Raw genomic sequence first — 18299 nt, 5'->3', positions numbered from 1 at the left:
AGGGTGTGTAGGAACTTCCATGATCACACCCAGGACCCGCCTACATCTTGTGGTCGCCCGCGCTCGTCCCGAACCTCACCTACGCACTCTCAGAACCGAAGAGCCCCTTGACGACGCGATACATCTTCTCGTCATGGGTTCCGGCGAGGTAGGGCTCGTAGACGATGATGTCCTTGCCGATCCGCTCTGCGAGCGCACCGATACGGTCAAGTCGGCCGGTTCTCTGTTCCAGCTTGCTCGGGTTCCAGTCGAGGTCGTGGTGAATCACGTGCCGACATTCCTGATGAAGATCGATTCCCTCGCCCATCACGGAGCTTGCAACGAGTACATCTGGCGCGAACGGCGTGTTGAAGACCGAAATCAGGCGCTCGCGGACCTCGCGAGCCTGCTGTCCCGTGGCGCGCCGGACGGGCGCCAGCGATGCTCCTCGGCCGTCCCGCTCGTTCGGGTCGGAATGCTCGCCAGTCAGGTGCTCGATAAGTGCCTCACGCTTTTCTTGAGGCAGCTTCGAGATTCGCGTCGCTGCGTCCGCCCAGCGGGAGAGTAGATCGACTCCGATCGGGTTGGCCCCGCGAATTCCGTCGAGGAGACCTTGCGGTGTCAGGTCGCGGAGATGCGTGTAGCGAACGAGATTCTCGGGACGTCGAAGATTGCTGATAGCTGCTTGAGTCAGTTCGTTCGCGAGTTCGCGATCCTGGTCGGTCCCGACGAGTAAGCGCTCATTGATGGCTTCCTCGATGAGCCGGTGCGAGGCGCTGCCGCGGGACAGCAGGCGTTCGGCGATGCGCTCCATGTCTTTGCGAGCTTCTTGTTCGGTTCCACCGAGGGCTTCGATGGCGAGTGCCCCGACAGTGGATTGGACTTCCGCGAGAATGGCCATCTGTACCGCGCTCGTGGTGCGAATGAACCAGCAGAAGACGAGGCACTTCTCGCCGTTCTTCCACAGCTCCACGGCTCGGGCGACGGTGGCGGTGATCTTCGGGTGTTGCTGGCGCGTGTTGGCGGATTCGAGCGAAGCCGTGATCTCGCGGAGGTACCAGTCGGGCGAGTCCAGATCGCTGGTGGGCGGTGCTTGCACGGCATCGTCGGTGCCCTCATCGGTGTCCCTGGCAGTCTCATCCAGACGAAGGAACGTCTCGAATGATGACGCGATTCCATAGGCGAAGTGGGCCTGCGCCGCGCCCGAGTGGGTTCGTTCGCTGAGTGCTTGGGCCCGGGCGGCGAGGAGGAACGGCAGCTGGATCTCGTCGCTGATCGCTATGCCGCCGGGCTGCGTGCAACCGGGAATTGTCAGCGCTCCGGGAAGATACTGGCGACGGTGGGGCCGTTCGTGGCGAATCACCCACCGACGAAGTTCGACGGCCAGGTCGCGCCGCGTTTGCACGGCAGTGTTCGCCAACTCCCAGGCCCCGCGAATCCGAGGCGGGGCGGTTGCGGGTGAGGCCGCGCCGGGAGTCCAGTCGTCGAACGTCGACAGAGCGTCCGGCTCGATGCGCGACCACGCGTTCTCGAAGGCGACCGCAGCAGAACGTGTCTTCTTCAGGGAATCGGCCAAGACCGTGAGGCGGTCGGACAGTGGTTCGGGCACGGCTGGCTCGCGGACCGCTCGCAGGCGTCCGAGAACGCTGATCAGTTCGCGGTCGTCCAGCTCGAACGGGGTGGCGGTGAGGAGCAGGATTCGCGAGAAGACGTCCGACAGTGCCCCGTCCGGGGAGCCGTCAATGCGTTCGCCGAGTAGCCGACTTCGCCGAGTGGCGGAGTTCTTCAGTGCATGCGCCTCATCGACGATCAGAAGGGGCAGTTCCACTGCGGCAACGGTGAGCAGGCTCTTCCAGACGCCTTGCATGGCGTCGTTCAGCGCTTCTCGGATGTTCTTCAGACGGGCAGCGATCTTCGACGATGAGCGCTGGGGAAGATCATGGACGGTGTCCCAGACTTCTTGCAGATCGAGGTCGGGCGCGGCGTCGATCAACTGGCGGGGCACGGGGTCGTCGCCGAGATCTTCACCGGTCAGGTCGAGCCACTTCTCCCGCCACCGTGCCGGCGGCGTGCTGAGTAATTCCGCCACGCGGTCCGGGGTGAAGCGTGGATCGCTGATGAGCCCGTGGCGTCCTTCGGACCAGCGGGCGATCCGTTGGCGTACTTCGTCGGCGCCCTTTCGGCGTTGCACAGCGAAGTAGAGAAGCGCGAGGACCACGAACTGGTCCTTCAGCGTCGTCGTCAATGCCTCGTAGGTAACGACGACCAGATGGTCCTGCTGACCCGGCTCGTCGTCGAGCGCCTTGAGGAAGGCTTCGCCGCTGCGGATCGGGCGGTCCACACAGCGCAGCTCGGCACCGGACACGAGGTCTGACGCGAATCCCTTCGCCTCCTCGACCCACTTCTGCGCAACGCGCGGCGGAACGAGAATCACGACCTGGGCGTTGCGGTTCTCCAGGACCTGCGTTGCAGCGACCGCGAGGGCGACGAAAGTTTTGCCCATGCCGACCTGGTCGGCGAGGATCACGCCTTCCTGGTGGTCGAATCGGTCCAGGATCGCATCCGCCGTCTTTCGTTGACGTTGCCAATCCTGTTGGAACCCAGGGGCTTTGGTCTCGGTGCACAGGTGTGGGGTCAGGCGGGAAGTCATGGCGCTACCTCGTTGCGTGCGTGGGCACATGCGCGGGCGCAGTACGCCGCCATCTGCTCGGGTACATCGGTCAGACTCGTCGAGAGAGCGGTCAACTGCGCGATGGTGTCGGCGACGGGATCCATCGCGTTCGGTGTGTCATCGGCGAAAGGTTCGACGACGATGGCCCAGTCGACCCGGCCCACCGAGAGCGCAACCTCCGCGATCGTGAACGCCGCCTCGGTCGACGGGACGGTGCCGTCGTGTGCGTCGTGGGCGAGCCGATCAGCGATGAACAGGGGACCGAGCGGCGCCGCGAGACGTGCACGGAGCACATCGACGGTGGCTGCCGGGCGGCTCAGGAGCCGTTCCATCTGAGTGAGTGACCGCCCCAATGCACGACCGCGTCGCAATAGATACTGATCCGATTCGAAGCGCTTGTGCGGGTCGTCCACCGGCGTGAGGTCGGCGGTTTTGACGGCTTCTGATTCGAGCTGTTCGCGGACCGCCTGACTGATCGACTTGCGATCGGCGAGCGCGGCCAAGAGCTGGTGGGCGCGCAGACTCGCCAACGTCGGAGGTGGCGGCAGCACCAGCGGATCGTCGACGACCACCGGCCAGACGCCTTCGTGGCCATCCCACTCGACGACGACCTGGGTCATCAGGTCGTCGACCGACAAGGTCCAGTCGACGGTGGCAGGGGCGCCGGCGGCCCGCCAGTCGTGCGACGTCACGATCGACTGTCCCGCCGTCGAGCGCACCCACCATTCGGCGGGTTGCTTGGCATCCGGATCGAACCCGAACCGGAGAATCCAGTGGTCATCGACCGTGCGGGCCTCGCAGTAGCCGAAGAAGGCGGGCAGCGGCGTGATGTCCGCTTCCTCGTCGTCCTCGGTGTCCACCAGGGTGGTGATCTCCATGTCCAACTGGTTGCCGCACCGCAACAGCGCCTCGAGGGCTGCGCCTTCTTTGCTGGATCGCGGTGCGCCCAGCCAGATGTTCATCTCGCGATGGCGGCGAGAGGCGGGGGAGAGGCCGAGTCCGGGGACCGTGTGGTTGGAGCTGCCGACGAGTACCGCGACCCAGTCGGCGTTGGACACCTGGAGGCACTTGGCATGTAGCGGTCGGCCGTCTTCGTCGATCGTGGGAAGTTCGTAGACGCCGTCGATCAACCCTAGGTTGTTCAGCTCGGCGGGGAAGTAGACCTCGGCCTGCTGGTTGATGGTGGTGAGAACGATGTGCTCGCGTTCGCTGGCTGGTCGGCCGGTGAGTAGGCTCCCGACGGTTTCGAGGACGCGCGGGTCCCCCGAGTCCCAGAACGGCGACAGGTGCGTGGCTATGAGCGGCCGCCCGTGCTTCCAGACGTCGTTGAGTTGCTCCAGCGGCTGCGCGGACGGGTTGGTGGGTGCCGCGCTGACGAGGACTTTGCCTGCGCTGGCGGACGAATCCGCGATCCGCTCCCGAAATTGTCCGAGGAGGCGTTCAGCACGTTCACGTGCGCCGGAGTCCGGTGCCAAACCGGGCACGAGGTCGAGGTACGACGCCACTTCGTTCGCGATCTGGTCCAGAACGTTTCGAGGCAGAAGACAGTCCGGTCCCAGATCGGCACTGACGACGATCTCGATATTCGACCGATACCCCGCCTGGGTGAGATTCGCGGATCCGATCAGGACACGAGCTGCGTTCTGCCACAACAGGATCGAAATCTTCGAGTGCAGCAGCCCAGTCGGGACGAGGCAGTGGAGCGCATCCCACTGCAGTGTCGTGCGATCGGCGGCCTGGGAACGATCGGCGAGCACCGTCACGTCGGTCGTCCGGAGGGCTTGCTGCAACTCGATCTCGCCGACTAGATCGGTGATCGACTTGGCGCCCTCGGACACCGTCTCGACGGACAGGAAACGAGCGAGGCAGTTTGCTTCGAAGAAATCGGGTTCAAAGGAGAACGTCGTGGCGAGGACCCCGACGGGGTCGCCGGCATGCAACGGCGGCTGCCACAGATCGAGGAGCGCGTCGGTCTTCTGCTTCATGCTGTCGCCTTCAGGAAGATCGCGATGGTCGTCAATCGCATCGGGTGAAGCCAGGCCGTGGGGTCGAGCTCAGGCTGATCGCGGAACAGGCGGCGGACTCGCCACCCGTCGCCGTCGACGTCCAGCCACGAGAGTTTCGCCTTATTCGCCTGGACCCGGTGGTGGTGGGTGATCAGGGCTTGGGCGAACTGAAGTGGATCGAGTGGTTCGGTGAATGCCTCGAACGGGCTCACTGCCCACAGGGGTGACTGCAGCGCTCCCGCCGCGGTGTGGGCGGCGTCGACGAGTGCGGGGAAGTCGGCTGCAATCTCCGCTACACCCTCGGCGTCGGCAGCCATGTCCAGCGTGAAGGCGCCGTGCAGAGAACTGCCGTGTCGAAGGACGCTGCGGAAGGCGTAGTCCATCTGGGCGGCGCAGGTTTCGTAGGCGATCGCCGACTCGAGGACGCGCCGAGTCACTGTGCTGGCCTTGGGCACGACGAACTCGGCGAGGCTGCGGTCGGAGATCGACATGTCATCGGGTCCTGCGGCGAGTTCGTTGGCGATCAACTGGACGAGTTCATCGCGGATCTCACCGTCGCCGACCCGGCCGTGGAGAAGCAGATCGCGGAGATACGCGCGTTCTCGCGGACCGGCGCCCGTGGGGTTCGCGACCTGCGCCAGGTTCCGGAGGAATTGCCCGGTCGCCGGCGCTGTCACCACACCTTTCTCCATGGCGTCCTGAACGTACTTGCTCGCTTCGGCGCGGAAGCGATTGCCCTCGGTGCCCGGCTGGCGGCTGGCGAATCCGGAAAGGCCTTGATCCTGCTCCCACGCTTCGACCAGTCCGGTGGCCTTGAGTCCGAGTTCATCAGATTTGTCTTCGAGGACTCCGGCGTACCGAGCGAACGGGCGGTAAACACCGTTGAATCCGAAGACCCGGGGTGAGGCAAGGTAGTCGGAGGCGCTGACCCGCTCGTTGCGCCGCAGGGCGCGGGCCACCTTGCGTGAGCCAGGAAAGGTATGCGGGGGATTCGCGCCCTTGTCGCGGGCCAGGGCTTCTGCAACGAGCCATTCGAATGCGATGTCCGCCGCCGGACCGTTCGAGGCAGAAACCGTGCCCGGATCAGGTTGTGCCATTGCGCCAACAGCTGCGAGCGTGGTGAAACGCGGTTGACCCATACGGGCGCGCAGCCCGGGAGCCAGGAGTTCCGCGATTCGTTCGGCGACGGGACTGAGTCCGAGCGGGTCCAGGGTCCCTTCGCCGACCGCACCTGTGTCCTGTGCCGAGAAGCGTGGCAGCTGGTCGAGAATCGTCAATGTGGGCCCCAGGATTCTGTCTCGCGTGCCTACGTCGGGTGGTCCCGAGCGACCCGGCGAGCGGAGAGTTTCCGCAACACGACAGGTATAGCAGTTGGTCCGGACGTTCGGATCCCGGTGGACGGGTGGCCAGGTCACCGGATCGGCTATTCATCCGAACGGACTAATCGGCTGCCGACGGTCGACCCGATCAGTCCGTTGCGGGTGCAACCTGCTGGCCTTCGAGAGCTGGTGTCGAGTGGAGGTGTCCGACGCAGCGGATATGGTTTCGGGGAATTCGGCGGCGTCCAGTTGAGGCGCAGCCCGTGTCGCGAGATGAAGGCAGCAAGATGACTACTGAAACCACCGCGGAGATTATTCCGCTCTGGACACTGTCCACGGCCGAGGTGCATACGCCGGTCAAGCTGGACGAGGCGATGACGCCCGCCAGGTTGAGTGAACTGCGCAGCGTTCTCGCCGTGATGGCTGAATCGCCCGTCGCGACGTTGGAAGTGCGACCGAAGCCGGAGTCGCTCGATACTTCCGGTGGTATGAGTTTCAGCAGCCTGAGCCCCTTGGCTCAACAGCTCTCGACTCTTACGGCCACCACGTCCAAAGTGCTGCCCTCCGCAGCGGGTAGCGGCGAGACGCTGTACCGCATGACGGTTCCGGCCAAGGTGGCGGCACAGGTCAGCGGTAACGTCCTGCGGTCCATGCCGTCGAAGGCAGCCGCAGGGGGTGTGCATAGCGCGCTTCTCGGTTCCAAGGGGATCGCCGCTCAGGCGACATACGTCCCGGTGACCGCTGGCGCAGCTACAGCCGGTCTCGCGACGGTGGCCGCCCCGTTGATCATGTTCAGCATCGCTGCAGGCGCCAGCGTCTATGCCGAGCAGCAGCGACGCGCCGCGATCGAAAAGATCACCGTGCTGTTGGAGAAACTGCATCAGGATCGACTCGACGACGAGCGAAACAGCCTGGACGGTTGCCGGAATGCCATCGATAAGGCCACCGCGATTCTGCTCGACAAGGGAAAGATCAGCTCCTCGCTGGGTCTCGGATCAGCTGTGCATGCAATCGATACCGCGATTGCCGCTGCCGAACGCCGTGCGAAGGGGTGGAAGAAGGCGCTCAAAAAGCTGCGGGGCGACAAGGTGGAACTGCCGGCGCTCGTCGGCGCGATCAACGGAATCGATGACGAGGACGGCGAGTTCTATGCGCACCTCGAACTCGCCGACTTGGCCATCGCGCTCAAGCGGAGGGTCCTCGTTCTGCAGGCGGTGGAGCACGCTCAGCAGGACGAGGGGAATGAGTTCGAGAACTTCTCGGCAGCGTTGAAGTTGGATGCCCAGAACCTTGAGAAGTTGACCGACGATCTCGACGACGTTCGCCTCCGGTTGTCCACACTGCAACTCGATAGGTCGCACGGCATCCGCGACTTCACCTTCAGCTCGGCCTCCGTCGACAAGCTTCTGCACACAACCCAGCGACTCCGAGCGCTCGGCGACCAAGTGTCGAGCTCGCTCGGACAGGCTGATGTGGCCATCGACATGGTGAAGCAGGCGGACGGCTCGGTGATCGTCCTTCCGCCGAGCGCGGCAACGGCGTGAGTAGTCGCGAGGCGATCTACCTCAGCGACCCCGCTAGGGTCAAAGGTGGGAGAGTTCTGGTGAGCGCGGTTTCCGGTTGAGGATCGGGCCTCGTGAACAGAGTGTGCGACACCTGGCCTACCCCTCCACTTTTGGCCCGTATGAAGGGAATTGACGGACCGGGTAGGCCTCCGCGCCAGCCCGGCCGCGTCGGATGACACGTAAGCACGGGCACACCCCTGGCGGCGGTAGTCGGCGACCATCACCTTGCGTCGACGGACACCGAAAGTCTCCGCAATGAGGGCGGCCGGATCGGTCACCGGCACCGGCCGGGATGCTCCCAATATCGACATATCTGCAGAGCGCCGTGCCCGTTCGGTGGTGTGCCCGGGCATGATCGCGCGGTTCCCTCTCGCCGTCTGGTCCAGATCTTCGACGCACACGTGTTCTTATACAGAAATCCGAGGATCCACTAGATGAGCTCTCAAGAAGGAGGCGTACGCGCAGCAGCCCGAGCTCGAGCCAGTCCGCTGACGTGCGGTTCGGAGATGGTCGAGGCGAGTTGGTCAACCTGGATGAGTAGGTCGGTCGGCGGCAGGGCGAGATCCAGAGTGTGGCAGTGGATGGCGACCCCACTGCCGCTCACGATGTGCGTCCTGGTTGGCTCATTGCCCTTCGCATAGATGAGGTGGCCCTCGGATAGTCCGAACACGGTGCAATAGGCGAGCACCTGATAGAGGTCGGCGTTGGGGAAGCCCTCGGGGCGTTCCGCTTTGTACTTCGCGTCGACCAAGCCGAGCACGCGGTTGCCCTCACCGAGCCAGACGAGGTCGGGCTTCATCGTCACCCGGCGGTCGACGTCGAGATGGCTGGTGAATTGGGTGGCAGTCCGATGGCCGCGGTCTCCTAGCGTCTCCCCGAGGGCGGTACAGACGAAGTCCTCGAAAATCCGCCACATGTCGAACATGAAGCCGGTGACGGTCAGGTCTCCGGCGCGCTGTTCAAAGGATTGGGCGCCGAGCACGACCTCCGCGAGGCGGAGCGCGTCGTGATAGCGCGTGTTCAGTCGCGATGCGTGCCACTCGTCCAGTGGGGCACCGCGGACCGGGGCGGAGACATCGCTGAGTAGCCGTCGAAGTCGCAGCAACCTCCGACGCGCATCGAGTGACAGGTCGGCGACACCCAGCAGTCGCAGGGTCGCGGCAAGCAGCAGACGGTTCTCGGCGATGTCGACGGTGAAATCGTCGTACTCCACGGCCAGCGGCACCGGCAGGCCGAATCGTCGCGTCATCTGCTCGGTGGCCAGCACGCGCCCGCGTAGCACCGGCAAAGTGTCGGTGACGGTCCGGTAGCCCTGCAGCAGTCCGACGTCGGTCGCGCGGGTGGCCAGCCTCGAGAAGACTTCGGCCAATGCGGGGAACAGCTCGTCGTCGCGCGCCAGCTCGACCGGGTCGTCGCGCCAGACTGGACGGCGGCTGTAGCCGAGCAAGAAGATCAGCCGATTCAGGTCGGTGATCTTGGGCCGCACCAGAATTTGGAGATCGCCGACGGATACGGCGCCGATCTTGCTGCCGGCGGCCACCTCGTAGACCCCCGACACGAGAGTCGGGGTTGCGGTCGCAAGGCCCAGACCGCTGATGGCCTGAAACTCGTCGGCGGTCAGCGTCGTTCGCTGTGCGGTCCCGCCCTCCGTCAGGAGAAGCCGACGCGGTGTCGTCATCGTGGGCGTCTCAGAAGTCGGTGCGTGGGTCGTCGGGGTCCTGGGCGTCGGCTTCTGGGCCAGCGGAATCGGTGACATCGGTGTCGCGATCGGCGTGCTGCGCGGTTACTGTCTTCCGGATGGCGTCGAGGCCGTAACGAGAAGACACGTCGACGCTGCGGTCGCCGTAATGGAACTCCTCCAGCAGCGGGAGAACCGACGTCTTCCACACACGTTCCAGACCGCCGTCGGTGAAGACTGCCGCCCGCATGAAGTACGACGGCCCGATCTTGAAGTCCTCATCGTCGATCAGCGCATTGAGTTGATCGAGAAGGTCGGCCACCTCCGGCGGGTGCCCCTCCTCGCGTAGCCAGGACCGAAGGATGCTGCTGGTGGGCTCCTCCGCCGGATGCAGCGGCAGGAAGGCGAAGCGTCGGCGCATCGCCGCGTCGACCAGCGCGATGGACCGATCGGCGGTGTTCATGGTGCCGAGCAGAATCACATTGAGCGGCAACATGAACGGCTCGGAATCGGCCGAGCTGTAGAGCAGATCGATGCCCTCGTCGCGATACTCGAGAAGGAAGTAGAGCTCGCCGAAGATCTTTGCGAGATTGCCCCGGTTGATCTCGTCGATGATCAGGACGAACGTGGCATCGGGACTTTCGTTCGCTTTGTCGACCAGCCGTCGGAGTGGACCCGGGCGCAGCTCGAACCCGACCTGGCCGGCGCCCTTCTGCGCCGGGCGGTAGCCCTCGAAGAAGTCTTCGTAGGAGTACGCCGGGTGGAACTGCACGATCTTGACGTTCGACTCGCCGACCAGGTAGCCGGCGAGTTCTTTGGCCAGATAGGTCTTTCCGGTCCCGGGCGGTCCATAGAAGATCAGCTGCGGTCGATCCCTCAGCAGCGTGACGCACTCCTGCAGCCAGGACACAGGGACATGCAACCGAGCGGCGAGCTTGTCGTCCGGGTCGGGAATGTTGAGTCCCTTGGCCGGGGTGAAGTCTCGGCGCTGGCCCATCAACTCCCGGATGGTGTCGATGTGAGAGGTCAGGTCGACCACCTCGCCCTGGGAGGCCAGGCGCGTCGCGAGGTCTTTCGGCACCTCCTCGTTGCTGATCGGCCGGGTGTTCCAGCTGACGGGTCGGCGCAGATTCGACCGGCCGTCGCTGCTGCGCACGTGTTCAGCCTCGCCGGTCACCGTGCCGATATGGACGCTTCCGCGGCTACTGGTGACGATGAGGTCGCCAGGGTGCATCCGGTTGAGGAACGCGTAGAACTCATCGGCTTTGTCTTGGCGGACTGAGTAGGAGGACGAGCGGTAGTCGTCCTCGACGATCTTGCGCAGTGTGTCCTTGTCGATGCCGGTTTCGACCTCCCGGAGGAACTTGGCCGACAGTGAGACGGTGCCCTTACGCCGCCAGATCGGCACCATGTCCTGACCGTTGACGCCCGAGCCGTAGACCTTCCAGGCGTGCGTCACCTCGTCGGTCGGTTCCGGGTCGGCCGCGGAAGGCGGCTGCCAGATCTCCTTCCACGGGGAGTTATAGAAGTCGACCGGACCGCCCTGGGCGTCCATCATCGCGCGGTAGATGTCGTGCAGGTCGACGTCGACGTCGCCGGGCAGACGATCGAGGTAGTCACTGGCGAAGGCGTCGCGAATGGCGACACGGTCCTTGCGGGCCACGATCGGCAGGAAGAAGTCCGGGAACGCCAGGTACAGCAGGCTCTGGCGTTGAGCGGGCTGGGATTCTTTAGGAGTTGGGCTGACCAGCGCGCGAAACGCCAACGGGTCGGCCAGGATGCGCTCGCGTTCCGCAGCAGGGAGGCTACGAATCTCCAGACCGAGTTCGATCAGCACACTGAGCTGTGCCCACCGGTAGGTCTTGAAGGCAACACCGCCGCCGAAAACGCCGCGTGACAGCGCCGCGACCACCTCGTCGGGAATAGCGACCGAGGGTCGGCACTTGGCCAGCACCTTCTCGATCAGCTGCATCTTCTTGCCCGGGGTGTAGTCGTCCAGCGGCAGCAGGTTGACGGTGAACAACTCGGCGAACAACTGGATTGTGTTCGACGACGCCGAGGCGAGTTGGAGATCGAGCTTGCTGAAGAAGTCAGACGAACCCGCATCGGGTCGGTCGACGAACACCTTCTTGAGCTCCTGAAAATACTCCACCGTCCAGATTCGGCGACCGGGGGTGAATACCGATTCGCCGTCACCGAACCCCTCGTCGATGAAGCGGCGGCCGATCAGCTCTACGGCCGGTGCGCCCGGCCGGTCCATACTCGGCCGGTCCATACTCGCGCCCTCGATGGTCACTCGCCGTCTCCGATCATTGCCGCTGTCATCGCGTCATAGTTTTCCAGGATGAGCCGTTTGGTCCGGTACTCGCCGAACTCGGCTTCGTCCTTGCGCTTGACGATCGGGAACGTGTCCATGATGTAGTCCACGTCGTTGCGTTTGATCCCGTACAGGTGGAAGAACGCCGCGTCGAGTTCGGCGCGAATCTCCTTGCGGTGACCAGGATCCCACGCGCTATTTGTAGTGGGCAGACCGAGATCGTCAGCGAGTGGCTTCATCTCGTAGTTGTCGGCGAGCAGTGTGGTTGCTCGTTCGGTGACCCACTCAGCAACGCTCGTGCCCGCCCAAGCCGGTACGGACTCGGTGGCCGCGGGTGCGAGCATTGGAAGCTGGCGCATTGTGAAGTACTTGAGGTGGGTGCCGCCGACCTTCTGCCGTGTGACGAAATCGAACGCGAAGCTGTTCCAATTCGAAAGTATCAATGGCGCAGCCTCAGGAGGCTCGCAGAATGTGATCAGCGTGCCGCCTTCGGGGGATGCGTGCTTACCGTTGATGGTGGCTATACAGGTGCGCTCGTCGGTGCTGCGGCAGATGTCGCGCCAGCCGAGAAGCCAATTCCGTTCCCAACGGCCGTCGAGTTTGGTTGAGACTTCACCGTCCACTACCCAGTAACGAGGCAAGACGACAAACTCGCGATCCTGTTTTTCTGCGAGTGTCACGTCACGCACGGAGCCGTCGGGCTTATAGGTGGCCCACCGGTGGTCAAAGTGGTGGATCATCTTGGCCTCGTAGAGCGGGAGCATTCGTTCGGGCTGTCCGCCGCGATACCTCTCAAAGACGTTGCCGTTGAGGACCCAGCCGTCGGCTTCGAGTTCCTCGCGGGTGTGGAACAGATGCGAGTCGTTGGACATGTGGAACATCGTCATGAACTTGACGCCCCATGGATTGCCGTTCACCGGGTCGTTCTCGTTGATCAGGACGGGGACTCGTCGGTAGATGCTCAAGGTGATCTCTGCGTCGCGGCGTGACCGGAATACCGGGCAGGTGCCGGTGTTCGGGTTTAGCAGGGTGATCTCCTCTGGGGTCAGGGTGAAGCAAGTGTCCGGCTGTTGCAGATCTGTGGGATCGTGCGCGAAGAAGGCGAAATCGGCGCGCGGCTCCCGAGTGCTGCGGCCGGCCAGGGTGAGCAGGCAGAATTTGAAACTGCGGTGCACGCCGTCGAACAGCGGGCGCGAGTTCTCGAAGTCGTACAGACTCACGATCGAGCCGTGGGTGACCAGATCCTTGAAGAAGTATTGCGTGGTCGCATCGGTGGCGATTCCGGTCGGGAGGATCACACCGAGACGGCCTCGTCCGGCCAACAGACTCCGGTCGGCCTCGGCAAATACTGCGTAGGTGTTGATGTCACCGCGGCCAGTCAACGGGTAGCGCCCGGAATTGCGCAGGATGTGGGAGGTCCCTTCGGCTCGTCGCTTCTCGGCGACGAACGACTGGTACAGCGCTGGATTGGTTTCCGGCAGGTGCGCGATCAACCGTTTGCGGGCCGCAGCGTTCGGTGCGGTCGCAATCTCGGGATCTCGGGCGGCGAAGAACTCCTGCTCTTGCAGCTTCACTCGTTCCCACGGGGGATTACCCAGGACCACCGAGAAGCCGCCGGCCCAGCCGGTCTCCTCGTCGACGGCGTCTCCGGGAGCTGCCGTGGTGGGGAACAGGTGCGGGAACTCCAGGTGCCAGTGGAAGAATCGGTACTCGGCGGTTAGCCGCGCGACGTGCTCCTTCTGTCGGACATCGAGGGCGTGCCCGGCGCGCAGCGCAGCGAGCGTCCCCTGTGTGACAGGGGTAGGGGCTCCCGGATGCAGGGGCCACACGAAGGCGGCGCACCATGCATCGGCGAGCAGTCGAGCTTGCCGATACTCGGTGGAATCGGTGTACGCGCGCAATCGGACTGCCTGGACGTGGACGTCGGACAGCGACAGCGCCTGCGTGCCGATCACGTTCTCCAGCTGAGCTCCCAGGCCGGTGTTCGCGGTGATCGACTCGCCCAGGTCGAAAAGACTGCCCTGGTTGCCGCGTTCGGCCTTGTTAGCCTTCGCGGTTGCGGTGGCGATCTGCTTGACGTCGCCCTCGATCGGCTTGAAGGCAGCATCGGGCAGACCTTCGGCCAGCAGCCTCGGGGTGGCACCGATCAGACCGTTGCCCACCTTGATCTGTGCATCCAAGTACGTGAGTGGCCGCCCCGGTTCCAAGGCCTCCATCCACAACGACACTTTCGCCAGCTCGGCGGCCAGCGGATTGATGTCGACGCCGTAGATGCAGCTCGAGACCACTTCGCGCATGGCCGAGCGCACCTGTTCTGGCGCAGGTTCGGGATCTCCGGTGCGGATCGCCGCGACCCGCTTGGCGATCCTGCGGGCCGCACCGACCAGGAAATGTCCGCTGCCACACGCCGGATCGCACACGGTCACCGCGAGCAACGCTGCCACCGACCCCTGGGCGTCGTCGGCGGAGACGACCGCGGCGTCGAGCACAGGGTCCAGCGCGGTGTCGAGCAGCGACTCCACCAGGGAGGTCGGGGTGTAGTACGAGCCGGTGTCCTTGCGTTGATTGCCCGAGGTGATGTCGAGGGTGTAGCGCTTGGTCGCTGGATCCCACTGGGGAACGAACTCCAGGAGCGCCTCGTAGATGCTGCCCAGCTCCTCCGCACCCAGATTGCGGTAATCCACCACGCGCAGCGCCTGCGACTTGGGTTCGCGCACCAACGACAACGAGCGCACCGCCGCGAGGAGGGCCTCGTTGGAGAGCTCACACTCAAGGAGAAGGTTGTCGAGGTCTCCGCGCTCGAACAAGCCGCCGAGACCGGGAAGGCCCAATTCGGGGTGCCCTTGTTCGCGACCCAGGCCTTCCCACACCAGGGTCAGTGCGCGCCAGCGATCGGCGTAGCGGCCGCCGCGGCGCCGCCGGGCTGTCGTGCGCAACCGCGCGGTAGAGAAGTAGTCGGCATACCGCTGCCGGGCCTCGGGTGTCGCCGACGGATCGAGCAGCGCATCGCGGTCTTCGGCCACAAAGGTGAACAGCAGCCGGTAGACGACGCGAAGCAGTGCGTGGTTGACGTCGTCCACCGAGAGTTTTCCAGCGGCCAGATCGTCGCGTAAACCGGTGTTGGTCGGGTGGGTCAGAAAGCCGCTGCCCAGGGTGCGGAGCGCATCGACCACACCGTCGCGCAGCAAGTTCAACGCACGCGAGCCTGATTCGACGGCCTCAGTGCGCCACTGCTCCAGCCGGCACGAGACCGGGCCGATAGCGTCATCGCGAATCTCCACCCGCGACACCTGGCACAGGGTGTACAGCAGCAGGAAATCGGCGAACAAGTCGCCGTCGAAGATCGCTTCCAAGTCGAACTCGACGTACGCCGAACCCACCAACGAGGTGGAATCGCGCAGCAGCCGAAGTACCTGTCCGTTCGACAGCATCGCCCACAGGTGATCGTCACTGCGATTGAGCAGCTCCTGCACCATCGACTGTGGTGACGATCCAGCGGCACCGGCCAGCCCCTTGGTACGGGTGTCCAGCGGAGTGCCCCAACCGAGCAGATGGATCGGAGTGGCTTCCCACAGGTGGGACACCGGGAAGGAGTGTCCATCCACATCGATACCGCCGCGGCCGGTGGTCGGTACGCGGCCGTAACCGAGCTGATCGAGCAGCACCAGCAGGAAGCGCTCGCGGGTCAGCGACGCAGTCGGTGCGTCGACGGGGAGCGCCGCGAGCGCCTCCCGATAACCGGTCCAGACACCCCGCAGGTATGCCCACACCCGGTTGGCGGCGTCGCGCACCGACTCGCCCGTGGCCAGGTGGAAGTCGTTGGCCGACAGCACCTTCCCGGTCGGGTCGAATCCGGCCGCCAGTGTCGATGGCAGATCGGCGGGGAGGAGCCCACCTTGGATTCGGATACCGGCGAAGTCGCCGTCGGACAGCGGTCGTGCACTCACTGCTGTGCCTCCACGATCGGCGGAACAAAGACGAAGGCGCCCAGCACATCGGCGTTCGGTTCGACTTCCACGCGCAGGCCGCGGACGATCTCCGCGGATGCCTGCCGGACACGACGGTGCGCGGCCCGCAGATGATCGGCCAGCGCAGCTCCGGTCTGATCCAGGTGTGCTGACAGGTCCGGCAGGCCGTTGAGCGCACGGGAGATGAACTGCTCGGCCTGGAGAGTCGGGACGTTACCGCTGGGGGTGGCCGCCAGCAGGCCGGCCGCGGTGGCATCGTCGAGCCATCGCGCTTGTGCCGGGGCTCCCTCGAAGGCGAGGGTGGCGACGTCCTCTGCGATCAACTCCCGGGTTCCCGAGCGGGACGGCAGCTCTAAGTGAAATCGGTACCTCACCACCAGCAGGGTGGTGCGGGTACTCACCGTCGCGGTCCGGATCACCGCACACCGGCGTGCCGGGCGCAGGGCGGGGTCGAGGGCCGAGTCGAGGGCCGATTCGAGCACATAATGCGCGATGGCCTCGACGCTGGGGTCGGTCCGGTTCAGCACGGCCTCGCCGCGTCGGACCGGAAGGTCTGCGGAAAACGGGAGTGGATCGTGACGCCCGAGGGGCAAGGCATCCTGAAGCCCGACCGGCAACGGTGCGAGGGTGGCGGTGAAGCCCTCCTCGGTCGGAGTGATCGTCGAATGCAACGCCCGCAAGGCGTGCTCGACACACGTCGCTACGTCCTCGTCAGTGCCCAGAGCGGCGCGCGCCACCGCCACCTCGGCCGAGACCTCTTCAGGCTTGATCGCGTGCTGGGCGTACTTGGTCTGAGCCAGCCGTTCGCGTTCGGCGGTCGACTCCCACTCCCGGTAGAGCGATTCCTGCTTCTCCCGTACCCCCAAGTCGAGGGACAACTGCTCCGCATCCTGGCCTCGCAGCAGCAGCCCCTCCATCAGTGCCTCGAGGACGGCCGAGTTGTTGTCGGGAATAGGCACCGACACGCCCGTCGCCCGACGGATCGCCTCGTGTTTGCGGAGCAACACCTCGAGGACGATGCCGTCGATCTGATTGTCGCGGCCGTACAGAGTGATCGCCCGTACCTGGTCAGCCCGCTGCCCGAACCGATCGACTCGGCCTTCGCGCTGTTCGTGGCGCGTCGGATTCCAAGCCAGGTCGTAGTGGACGACGGCTTGGAAGCTCTCCTGGAGATTCACACCTTCCGACAGGCAATCGGTCGCCACCAGCACGTGACGGCCTTCGCTCGCGGTCAGTTCGTCGATCCGGGCCAGGCGTTCTGCGGGTGGGAGCGTGCCGGTGACCGCTCGCACCGCGACGTTCTTGCCAAGGGCCTTGTCGAGGTGTTCGGCCACATACTCGGCCGTGTCGATGAAGCGGCAGAAGACGATGGGATCACAGCCCTCGGCGAGGAGCGCTTTGACTTCCTTGACGAGTGCGCCGATCTTCTTGTCCGCCTTACCCTCCAACTTCTTGGCGTCGTTGAGGAAACCGCGCAGCCGTCGAGCCGCGGCTCCACCCGGTTCGTCACCGGTGTCGGCGCCAGGGGTGGTGTCGGCTGCTTCCAGCGCTTCGTCGTCAGCTTGATCGAGGACCATCGCGCGGCCGATCGCATCGGCTTCGGCGGGTGAATGGGCGGCCGCCGACGCCGCGCGGGTCCGCAGCGTTTGCGCAGCGGCCCGCGGTGAGGAGGCCAGTGCCCGCAGAAGCGCCAGAGCCGACCACCAGTTGACCCGCTTGGTTAGGTCGCCCTGATCGGTGCGCACGGTCTCTCGCGCGTAGTCGAGGACCTTCTCGAACAGCGCCTGGTATTCGGGCGACAGCGCGTACGGAACCTCCTTGATGAGTCGGTCCTTGGGGAACGGAGTGTCCTCGTCGAGATAACGCCGGATATCGCCGCGACGACGTTGGACAAAGTGTTTGGCCAGTAGTTCGCGGCCGCGCCGATCTTCCAGATCGACTGTGGCCAATGCTGGATCGAGCAACCCGAGGAGGTTCCGGAACGCCTCTTCCTTGCCCGAATGGGGGGTCGCGCTGGCGAAGATCATGTGGCGTTTGTGGTCCGCGGACAGATCTCGGATCAGTTCGTAACGCTGGGTGCGTCCGGCGCCACCTTGGCCGACCGCAGTCACACAGGTGTGAACTTCGTCGACGATCACCAAGTCTGGGCAGGTCCGCAGGAATTCGTGCCGCCGTCGGGCACTCTTGATGAAGTCGGTGGACACCACCGTGATCGGGTAGCGCTCGAAGATGGACTCGGAGCCGATCCGGCCGCGTTCGAGGCGGCGGACCGTCGACGGCAGAACCAGCTCGGCCTCTAGCCCGAACTTCTCGCGCAACTCGGACTGCCACTGCTCGGCCAGCGCCGGGCTGCACAGCACCGACAGTCCGCGCGCGTCGCCGACGGCCAGCAGTTCAGTGGCGATCAACCCGGCCTCGATCGTCTTACCGATACCCACGTCGTCGGCGATGAGCAGACGTACCACGTCTTGACGCAAGGCCATCATCAGTGGCACCAGCTGGTAGGCGCGGGGCTGGACGGCGATGGAGGCCAGTGAGCGGAACGGTCCGGCGGTGGACCGGAAACCGATGCGCAGTGCGTTGGTTAGAAGCTGGGCGCTGAAGTGATCGCCAAGATCGGCGGGCTCGGGCGGGGGAAACGCTGCAGGGGCCACCCCTTCGGTGACGAACACCCCGGCGATGTCGTCGTCGAGTCCGCCGAGGGGGCGCAGCACCAAGAAGTCGTCGGTGCTGTTGGGCAACACCACCCATTCACGACCGCGTGCGGAAACCAGATTGCCCGGAGCGAACCCCATT

At 64.8% G+C, this 18299-nt stretch carries 8 protein-coding genes; 1 reads left to right on the top strand and 7 read right to left on the bottom strand.

What is annotated here, in order from left to right; all coding sequences use genetic code 11:
* Window positions 1-79 precede the first annotated feature (79 nt).
* From ACFFJD_RS13175 to ACFFJD_RS13165, 3 genes are read right to left on the bottom strand one after another with little or no spacing between them, the layout of a single operon-like run.
* On the bottom strand, window positions 80-2629 hold the full coding sequence (locus ACFFJD_RS13175) for a helicase-related protein (RefSeq protein WP_382364855.1): 2550 nt from the start codon (window positions 2627-2629) through the stop codon (window positions 80-82).
* Entirely contained in the window at window positions 2626-4635 is a 2010-nt protein-coding gene (locus ACFFJD_RS13170; protein ID WP_382364853.1) for a phospholipase D family protein, read from the bottom strand. The genes ACFFJD_RS13175 and ACFFJD_RS13170 overlap by 4 nt, the downstream gene beginning before the upstream one ends.
* The gene (locus tag ACFFJD_RS13165) at window positions 4632-5933 is read right to left on the bottom strand and encodes a hypothetical protein (RefSeq protein ID WP_382364851.1); all 1302 of its coding nucleotides are present in this window, start codon (window positions 5931-5933) and stop codon (window positions 4632-4634) included. Before ACFFJD_RS13165 ends, ACFFJD_RS13170 begins: the two co-directional genes overlap by 4 nt.
* A 329-nt stretch (window positions 5934-6262) precedes the next feature.
* Between ACFFJD_RS13165 and ACFFJD_RS13160 the strand changes: the two genes are divergently transcribed.
* A complete protein-coding gene (locus ACFFJD_RS13160) occupies window positions 6263-7519 on the top strand; it encodes a hypothetical protein (protein WP_382364849.1) in 1257 nt (418 codons plus the stop codon).
* 463 nt (window positions 7520-7982) lie between these two features.
* Here ACFFJD_RS13160 and ACFFJD_RS13155 read toward each other — a convergent pair whose 3' ends face one another.
* From ACFFJD_RS13155 to ACFFJD_RS13140, 4 genes are read right to left on the bottom strand one after another with little or no spacing between them, the layout of a single operon-like run.
* A complete protein-coding gene (locus ACFFJD_RS13155; RefSeq protein WP_382364847.1) occupies window positions 7983-9218 on the bottom strand; it encodes an McrC family protein in 1236 nt (411 codons plus the stop codon).
* Between the two features lie 10 nt (window positions 9219-9228).
* On the bottom strand, window positions 9229-11493 hold the full coding sequence (locus ACFFJD_RS13150; protein ID WP_382364845.1) for an McrB family protein: 2265 nt from the start codon (window positions 11491-11493) through the stop codon (window positions 9229-9231).
* Between the two features lie 17 nt (window positions 11494-11510).
* A complete protein-coding gene (locus ACFFJD_RS13145) occupies window positions 11511-15482 on the bottom strand; it encodes an Eco57I restriction-modification methylase domain-containing protein (protein WP_382364843.1) in 3972 nt (1323 codons plus the stop codon).
* A complete protein-coding gene (locus tag ACFFJD_RS13140; protein ID WP_382364841.1) occupies window positions 15479-18298 on the bottom strand; it encodes a DUF8741 domain-containing protein in 2820 nt (939 codons plus the stop codon). Before ACFFJD_RS13140 ends, ACFFJD_RS13145 begins: the two co-directional genes overlap by 4 nt.
* Between the last annotated feature and the right edge of the window lies 1 nt (window position 18299).

Origin of the sequence: Gordonia phosphorivorans, assembly GCF_042432625.1 — a bacterium.
Taxonomy (GTDB): domain Bacteria; phylum Actinomycetota; class Actinomycetes; order Mycobacteriales; family Mycobacteriaceae; genus Gordonia; species Gordonia phosphorivorans.
The sequence above is the reverse complement of the archived record's forward strand: the minus strand, read 5'-3'. Positions and strand labels throughout refer to the sequence as shown.